The 8,193-nt window shown below is 61.5% G+C and carries 11 protein-coding genes; all 11 read right to left on the reverse strand.

Going from position 1 to position 8,193, the window contains the following annotated elements; genetic code table 11:
* Nucleotides 1–175: 175 nt before the first annotated feature.
* Complete coding sequence (locus HMPREF0372_RS00240; protein WP_007487893.1) at nt 176–904, reverse strand: YebC/PmpR family DNA-binding transcriptional regulator; 729 nt, start codon at nt 902–904, stop codon at nt 176–178.
* Nucleotides 905–978: 74 nt separating this feature from the next.
* A complete protein-coding gene (locus HMPREF0372_RS00245) occupies nt 979–1,776 on the reverse strand; it encodes a Nif3-like dinuclear metal center hexameric protein (protein ID WP_007487896.1) in 798 nt (265 codons plus the stop codon).
* Nucleotides 1,764–2,477, reverse strand: a complete 714-nt coding sequence (locus tag HMPREF0372_RS00250; protein ID WP_007487898.1) for a tRNA (adenine(22)-N(1))-methyltransferase — start codon at nt 2,475–2,477, stop codon at nt 1,764–1,766. Before HMPREF0372_RS00250 ends, HMPREF0372_RS00245 begins: the two co-directional genes overlap by 13 nt.
* A 64-nt stretch (nt 2,478–2,541) precedes the next feature.
* Entirely contained in the window at nt 2,542–2,748 is a 207-nt protein-coding gene (locus tag HMPREF0372_RS00255; protein WP_007487899.1) for a DUF1858 domain-containing protein, read from the reverse strand.
* A 138-nt stretch (nt 2,749–2,886) separates the two neighbouring features.
* Nucleotides 2,887–3,165 carry a zinc-ribbon domain containing protein gene (locus tag HMPREF0372_RS00260; protein ID WP_007487901.1) on the reverse strand — a complete coding sequence of 93 codons (279 nt, stop codon included), beginning with the start codon at nt 3,163–3,165 and terminating at the stop codon, nt 2,887–2,889.
* Between the two features lie 71 nt (nt 3,166–3,236).
* Complete coding sequence (locus HMPREF0372_RS00265; RefSeq protein WP_007487902.1) at nt 3,237–3,872, reverse strand: sigma-70 family RNA polymerase sigma factor; 636 nt, start codon at nt 3,870–3,872, stop codon at nt 3,237–3,239.
* A 69-nt stretch (nt 3,873–3,941) separates the two neighbouring features.
* Nucleotides 3,942–5,300 (reverse strand): phosphoglucosamine mutase, encoded by a 1,359-nt coding sequence (gene glmM, locus HMPREF0372_RS00270; protein WP_007487903.1) that lies wholly within the window; start codon nt 5,298–5,300, stop codon nt 3,942–3,944.
* A gap of 23 nt (nt 5,301–5,323) precedes the next feature.
* Nucleotides 5,324–5,788, reverse strand: coding sequence for a YrvL family regulatory protein (locus HMPREF0372_RS00275; RefSeq protein WP_007487904.1), 465 nt, complete (start codon nt 5,786–5,788; stop codon nt 5,324–5,326).
* 11 nt (nt 5,789–5,799) lie between these two features.
* Entirely contained in the window at nt 5,800–6,858 is a 1,059-nt protein-coding gene (gene ruvB, locus HMPREF0372_RS00280) for a Holliday junction branch migration DNA helicase RuvB (protein ID WP_007487905.1), read from the reverse strand.
* Nucleotides 6,859–6,936: 78 nt separating this feature from the next.
* Entirely contained in the window at nt 6,937–7,542 is a 606-nt protein-coding gene (gene ruvA, locus HMPREF0372_RS00285) for a Holliday junction branch migration protein RuvA (protein ID WP_007487906.1), read from the reverse strand.
* Between the two features lie 14 nt (nt 7,543–7,556).
* The gene (ruvC, locus tag HMPREF0372_RS00290) at nt 7,557–8,096 is read right to left on the reverse strand and encodes a crossover junction endodeoxyribonuclease RuvC (protein WP_007487907.1); all 540 of its coding nucleotides are present in this window, start codon (nt 8,094–8,096) and stop codon (nt 7,557–7,559) included.
* Between the last annotated feature and the right edge of the window lie 97 nt (nt 8,097–8,193).

An 8,193-nucleotide genomic window follows, 5' to 3' on the forward strand; every position in this document is an offset into this window, starting at 1 on the left:
CGCCCGGAGCACAGCGCTCCGGGCGGCCGTTTTTTTCGGACAGGCAACACCTGAAACGCTTCTGGAACCTCTTGAAGTTGCATTGCGTCAGATGGCAGGTCGGATTTTCCTTGGTAAAGTTATGAATAAACAGGAGGTCTGGACAAAGCCAGACCTCCGTTTTGAATGTCTGAAGTTACTCCTGATCCCAATTGTGCCAGACGTTCTGTACGTCGTCGTTGTCCTCCAGCAGATCAATGAGCTTCTCCATGTTCTTGATGTCGTCCTCATTTTCCAGCTTGACATAGTTCTGAGGCACCATCTCCACGGCGGCCTGGACGAAGGTATAGCCCTTCTCCTCCAGGGCGGCCAGCACGGAGCCGAAAGCATCGGGGTCGGTGTAGACCTCAAAGGTCTCCTCCTCCACCTGCATATCGTCCGCGCCCGCATCCAGCGCGTCCATCATCACGGTGTCCTCGTCCAGATCCTCTTTCTCGATGATGATGACGCCCTTGCGGTCAAAGGACCAGGACACGCAGCCCGTAGCCCCCAGGCCCTTGCCGTACTTGTCCAGCAGGTGGCGCACCTCGGGAGCGGTGCGGTTGCGGTTGTCGGTCAGCGCGTCCACGATTACGGCCACGCCGGAGGGTCCATAGCCCTCGTACACCACGTTCTCGTAGCTGTCGGCATTGCCGGAGCCAAGCGCCTTGTCAATGGTACGCTTGATATTGTCGTTGGGCATGTTGGCGGCCTTAGCCTTGGCAATGACGGTGGCCAGGCGGGAGTTGTTGTTGGGGTCGCCGCTGCCGCCGGTCTTGACCGCCACGATCATCTCACGGGCGATCTTGGTAAATATCTGAGAACGCTTGGCGTCCGCCGCGCCCTTGGTCTTTTGAATATTGTGCCACTTGGAATGTCCTGACATATTGATTCGTTCCCTTCCTGCAATCGAAAATCAGCGGAACTAGTCTATCACTATTTGCGCGTCTTTGCAAGCCCTTACAGGTATAAAAAGGCCTCCTTATGGCGGCTCGTGGAAAGAATCTCCACCTGTGGGAAGCCGGCGGCCAGCCATTTGGCCAAAACGGGGCACACCACCTGCTCGGTCGGATAGTGCCCCGCGTCAATCAGATTGACCCCAAGGGCTTTGGCGTCCAGGAAGCCATTATACTTCACGTCGGCGGTGACAAAGGTGTCGCACCCCAGGGCCAGGGCATCCCGCAGCAGGTCGGCGCAAGCGCCGCCCCCCACGGCCACCCGGCGCACCGGGCGGCGGGCGTCCACGTAGCGCACGCCGTTGGCCCCCAGCGCCTCCTTGACAAAGGCAGCAAAGGCGGGGGCATACATGGGGGCGCCGGTGGTACTGCCCACCCGGCCGATGCCGTAGGGACGCCCGGAGCCATCCACCCCGTCCTGATGGAGCTGCTCAATCTGCACCAGTCCCAGCTTTTGGGCCAGGGCGTCATTGACGCCCCCCGCCACCGCGTCCAGGTTGGTATGGGCGCAGATGGCGGCGATCCTGTGCTCCGCCAGCGCCAGCAGAACCCGTCCGTCCGGATCGCCGTCCGTCACGGATTTGGCCGGGCGGAAGATCACCGGATGGTGGGATACGATCAGCTCCGCCCCCAGCTCGGCGGCTTCCTCCGCCACCTCCTCCGTGATATCCAGGGAGACCAGAATCTTTGACACGGCCCGTTCTCCCCGGCCTACCAGAAAACCGGCGTTGTCAAACTCCATTTGCAGAGAAAACGGGGCCAGTCCGTCCAGATATTGATAAATCTCTCTCACCGTTGCCATGACAGCCACTCCTCCTTCATGTCCAATAGTCCCTGATGTACCTGTTCCAGCTCTGCCAGGCGGGAGGCATCCTCCGGACGTTTGGACCGCTTCAGCCCTGCTATCGCGCGCTCCGTTTGCCGCAGCAGCCGGTCTAGGTAAGCCAACCGCAGGGGGGAACCCTCTCCCCTGGTCTGTCGCCCCGCCCACAGCTCCGCCGGGGTCAGCTTCGCCATGGGGCCAGCGTACACCTCAAAGGTTGTGTAAAGGGTGTCCCCCTCCCGGCTCAGCAGCTCCCGTCGGATGGTATAGCCGTGGGCCTGAAGCCAGCGGCGCAGGAAGGGCTGGGCGCTCATGGGCTGGAGCAGAAGCAGGCATTCCCGCTCCCAGGTCCACGGGGCCGCGGCCAGAATGGCCGCGATGGTCTCGCCGCCCATCCCCGCCATGGCAATGGTATTAACCTCATCCGGCTGTATCCCGGACAGCCCGTCGCACAGGCGGAAGTCCATCCGGCCGGTCAGGCCGTATTTCTCCGCCGTGCCCCTGGCCCGCTCCAGCGGCCCCGGCCGCAGATCCGAGGCCACTGCCCCGGTAATCCTCCCCTGCTGCAGCAGCCAGACCGGCAGATACGCGTGGTCGGTTCCTACATCGGCAAACCGCGCCCCCCGGGGCACCAGCTCGGCCACCGACCGCAGACGGGGGGTAAGTTCAACGGTTCTCATCGGTATCACCTCATGATAAAAAAGGAGCGGCCGGAGGGCCGCCCCTTTTTGGTTCCGGAGTCTTTTACTGCGCGGCGGCCACACTGGCATTGATCTTGGCCAGCAGCTCCTCCACCTCGACGCCGTGCACCATGCAGGCCTGCTCCACAGTCTCACCGCGGGAGGAGGGGCAGCCCAGGCAATGCATGCCGATGGACAGGAAGATGGGCGCGGTCTCAGGCGCAATATCCAGGATGTCGCCAATAATCGTATCTTTCGTAATCTGAGCCATAGGTGTAATACCTCCAAAATTCTAGGATATTAGTAGTATATCCTATTTTTCTGATTTTTTCAAGACACAGTTTTCTTTTCCGTAACATCAGCGGACAAAAAAAGGACGCCCCTGTGGGCGTCCTTTTCAAGTTGGCGGTTAGCCCTGCTCGCGCATACGGGCGAAGCAGTCGCTGCAGTACACGGGACGGTCGGACTTGGGCTCGAAGGGCACCTTGGCCTCGCCGCCGCAGGCAGCGCAGGTAGCGGTGAAATACTCGCGGGGGCCACGGGAAGCGGCCTTGCGGGCATCACGGCAGGCCTTGCAGCGCTGGGGCTCGTTCTGGAAGCCGCGCTCGGCGTAGAACTCCTGCTCACCGGCGGTGAACACGAACTCCTGGCCACATTCCTTACATACCAGAGTCTTGTCTTCGTACATGATTTTACCCTCTCTTTGCTTTGTTGCCCAGGTCCGGATGATCCGATTGTGCTGGGTCAGTAATATTGCGTTCAGCTTACGCTGACATCGCCAGATGAAGATTGCTGTGCCAACTTGCGCCGAATGCGCTGGACAGCGTTGTCCACCGATTTCGGGGACTTGTTTACCTCGGCTGCGATTTCAGAATAGGACAGACCGTTCAGATACAACCGAAGTACGCTTGCTTCGAAACCGGACAATTGGCCCATCAGTGTTTCCATCCGCTCCCGGAAGGACTCCCGGCTGAGAAATATCTCCTCCGGGTCTTCCACCTGCCGGCCTGGCGCATGGTAGGCAAACCGATCTCCGTTCCCGCTAAAAAGAGGGGTTTCGAACGAGACTGAGTTGTTCAGCGGTGTGTGCTTATCTCTCGCTGCTGCTTTTATCACAGAGAACAGGCGGTTCTTGATACAGACCTCCGCATAAGTGCGAAATACAGCCGCTTTGGAGGAGTCATACTCTCGGATCGCGGCTAACAGGCCGACCATACCCTCCTGAATCAGATCCTCACTGTCGCCGCCCGCCAGAAAATAGGGGCGTGCGCACATCCGCACCAAGCGGTTATAGCGCATGACCAGACGCTCTTCTGCCACACGGTCGCCGGAGGCGGCCAAACGGCACAGCGTTTCGTCCGTGAGTTCCTGGGAAGGAATATGATCTGGTTTCATACCGGTTCTCCTTATACATTATACGCGGATAATTCTGGATTTGTCAAGCTTTTGCGCAAAAATTTCCCGTTAAGATCCATGATTTTTTATTACATTTGCCAAAAGCTCCGCCGTTTCCCGCGCTACAGGCTCGGTCTGAGCCTCCACCATCACGCGAATGAGAGCCTCAGTCCCGGAGGGGCGCACCAGAACACGACCGTTTCCGGCCAGCTTTTCCTCCTGCTCCGCCACGGCGCTCTGAAGCGCAGGGGCCGACAGGACGGCCTCCTTCTTTGCCTTATCGGCCACCGGCACATTGATGAGCACCTGGGGATAGCGTTTGCACTCCCCTACCAGCTCGGAGGCTTTCTTGCCGGAGCGGCAGAGCAGATCCAGGAATTGCAGCGCGGTGAGCTGGCCGTCTCCGGTGGTGGCGTAGCGCCGGAAAATCGTGTGCCCCGACTGCTCGCCCCCAATGACATAGCCGCACTCCTCCATCTTCTCCAGCACGTTGCGGTCGCCCACACTGGTGCAGAACAGCCCAATGCCGTGCTCCTTGCAGAAACGGTGCAGGCCCAGATTGCTCATAACTGTGCCCACAATGGCTCCGCCGACCAGTTCCCCCGCCTCTTTCAGCGCCAGCCCACAGGCGGCGATCACCTGGTCGCCGTCGATCTCCTCTCCCGTCTCGTCCACCATCAGGCAGCGGTCCGCGTCGCCGTCAAAGGCGATGCCCAGATCATACCCGCCCGCCTTCACCATGGCTTTCAACTGGTCCAGGTGGGTGGAGCCGCAGCCGTTATTGATGTTGACGCCGTCGGGATCGGCGTGAATCACGTCGGTGTGCAGGTCGGGGAACCGGTCAAACAGCCGGGCCGCAGTGGCAGAGGCCGCGCCGTTGGCACAGTCCACCAGAATATGCAGCCCCGCCAGCTCGGAGCCGATGGTGGACACCAAGTGGTCGATATAATCCTGGGACTCCTTCTCATCGGCGTAAATCACCCGGCCGATCTCCCCGCCGGTCTTGAGGGGCACGGCGATATCGTTCAGCAAAATTTCCTCAATCTTCCCCTCCAGCTCGTCGGAGAGCTTGAAGCCCTGGCCGTTGAAAATTTTGATTCCGTTGTGCTCAAAGGGGTTGTGGGAGGCGGAAATCACGATGCCCGCATCCGCCTTGGTGTCCACGGTGGTCCACGCCACGGCGGGCGTGGGGATCACGCCCAGGTGGAGCACATCCGCCCCCGCGGAGCACAGCCCCGCAATCAGCGCCCCCTCCAGCAGATCCGAGGAGATGCGGGTATCCTTTCCGATGGTGAATCGAGGCTGTCCGCCTCCCTTCTCCCGGGTCATCACCTGCGCGGCGGCCATGCCCACCCGGAAGGCCAGCATGGCGTCCAGTCCGTCGTTGACGACACCGCGGATGCCGTCGGTTCCAAATAATTTACCCATATTCGATAGCCACCTCATTCTTATCAGTTCAGTCGATCGTCATTCGCTTGGTCATGCTCCCCCTCCAGCGGCGTTTTCTTCCGCCGCACCGCCTGTTTCACCGGCCTGGAGAACAGGGCGGACAACAGCCCCACCACCAAAACGGCGAGGAGGTTAGCCTCCACCGGCTCCATAAGCATATCGGCCACCCAAAAGGCAAAGACGGTGCACAGGGCGTCCAGCGGGATGTAGAGGAGATTGGCCAGACGGGGACTGGCCCAGCCGAGCTTGACCAGCGCCTTGGTCAGGCCAGCGGTGAACAGCTCCAGGGGCAGGCCGAGCACCGCCTCCACCAGAACATAGAGCACCAGCCAGCCGAAGGAGTCGCAGCGGACGCCCAGCAGATGCAGCAGCCCGGCGTCCACCAGCACAATTACCGCCATAACGCCCAGAACGAGCGCCGCGATTACACCGCCGTCCAGGATGGGAACCAGGGGGTTCTTTTTCACCCAGCTCCCCTCTACAGCGAGAGCTGCTCCAGTCCGCAGGCCCCGCCGGGCACGGTCAGGCCCAAGTGCTCGTAGGCCCGACGGGTGACACAGCGCCCGCGGGGGGTGCGGGTGAGAAAGCCCATCTGCATCAGATAGGGCTCATAGACGTCCTCGAGGGTAATTGCCTCCTCATTGATGGTAGCCGCCAGGGTCTCCAGGCCCACCGGGCCGCCGCCGTAGTGCTCAATGATGCTGGCGAGCATCCGCCGGTCGACGGCGTCCAGCCCCAGGTGGTCCACCTCCAGTGCCGTGAGCGCCTGGTCTGCCACCGGACGGGTAATCACACCCCCGGCCTTCACCTGGGCAAAGTCCCGCACCCGGCGCAGCATTCGGTTGGCGATGCGGGGCGTGCCGCGGCTGCGGCGGGCGATCTCCATTGCGCCGTCCGACTCTATGGGAACGTCCAGCAGGCCGGCCGACCGGGTGACAATCTGCGCCAGCTCCTCCGGTGTGTAGAGCTCCAGGCGCAGGGTCACGCCGAAGCGGTCCCGCAGGGGTGCGGAGAGCTGCCCTGCCCGGGTGGTAGCGCCGATCAGGGTGAAGCGGGGCAGATCCAGCCGGATGGAGTTGGCCGAGGGCCCCTTGCCGATGATGATGTCGATGGCGAAGTCCTCCATGGCCGGGTATAAAATCTCCTCCACCGAGCGGTTGAGCCGGTGAATCTCGTCTACAAAGAGGATGTCGTTCTCCGCCAGATTGGTGAGCAGCGCGGCCAGATCGCCGGGCTTCTCAATGGCGGGGCCGGAGGTGATGCGGATATTGACCCCCATCTCGTTGGCAATGATGCCGCTGAGGGTGGTCTTGCCCAGGCCGGGCGGGCCGTGAAGCAGAACGTGGTCCAGGGGCTCGCCCCGCATTTTGGCGGCCTGGATAAAGACCTCCAGGTTGCCCTTGGCCTTCTCCTGCCCGATATACTCCCGCAGGGTCTTGGGGCGCAGGGAACCCTCGTTCTCGTCATCCCGCGTCAGCGATGTGGTGACGAGCGGCTCCTGGGTCTCAAACCCGGTATCGGAAAAGTCAATGCTCAAGTATGTTCACTTCCTCATTCTGACGTAGATGCGTGCAATAAAAATGAACCGCTCCCCAAGCGCATTTTTAGCCCGACGTTAATTCTTGACCATCCTTTTCAGCGCCTGCTTGATGATCTCCTCCAGGGCAAGGCCGTCCACGTCAATGCCCTTGAGAGCTACGGCAATCTCGCTCTGGCTGTAGCCCAGCACTGCCAGGGCGGCAGCGGCCTCGCTGGACTTGTTCTCCGGGATTACCGTGACGCCGGTGCCGCCATAGCTCTCGCCTCCAGGGGCGATCTGTCCCTTGGCCAGCTTGTCTTTCAGCTCCAGGATGATGCGCTGGGCGATTTTTTTCCCGATGCCCTGGGCCACCGTCAGGGCCTTTTCGTCCCCGGTGATGATGCTCATGGCCAGGGACTCGGGTGTGGCCGCAGACAGGATGGAGAGCGCAGCCTTGGGCCCAACACCGGACACCGAGGTGAGGAGCTGGAAGCAGTTGAGCTCATTCTCCGTGGAAAAGCCGAACAGCTCCATGGCGTCCTCACGGACATTCAGGTGGGTATAGAGCTTGGCCGGCTTCCCCTTTTGCAGATGGGACAGGGTGTTGTTGGTGGTGCGGCAGGCATAGCCCACCCCGCCGCAGTCGATGACCGCCAGAAAGGGGGCCACATGGGCCACCACGCCGTTCAGATAATAAAACATCGTTTTTGCTTCTCCTAACGCACTTGTTTCCGCACCTCATAGCGCCCGCTGCCCGGGCGGGCCGCGTCGGGGCTCTGAAGGCGGGAGGTAAACGAACGGGCATGGCACAGGGCGATGGCCACCGCGTCGGCAGCGTCGTCCGGCTTGGGCACGGCGCTCAAATTCAGCAGACGGCGGGTCATATCCATGACCTGCCGCTTCTCCGCCTTTCCGTAGCCCACCACCGCCTGCTTGACCTGGCTGGGGGTATACTCAAAGATGGGCACCCCCCGGCGCTCCGCCGCCAGCAGGAGAACTCCCCTGGCCTGGGCCACGCCGATGCCCGTAGTAATATTGTTGTTGAAAAACAGCTCCTCCACTGCCATGGCCTGGGGCTGGAATTGGGCCAGCAGCAGATCCATATCGTCGGCGATCTGCCGCAGACGTGCGGGCAGGGGCTCCCCTGCCGGTGTGGTAATTGCGCCGCACTGCACTAGGCGCTGACGGCCACGATCAGCCTCCACCAGCCCGAAGCCCACGATGGCAAAGCCGGGGTCTATGCCTAAAATCAGCATGGTATCCGTTCCCCTCCTGAGTCCATACGAAGTTTATTTTACCACGGCGGGCACGGCGGCGCAAGCCGAAAAACGGGCCGCGGCGCAGCGCGCCGCG

This window comes from Flavonifractor plautii ATCC 29863, from assembly GCF_000239295.1.
Taxonomy (GTDB): domain Bacteria; phylum Bacillota; class Clostridia; order Oscillospirales; family Oscillospiraceae; genus Flavonifractor; species Flavonifractor plautii.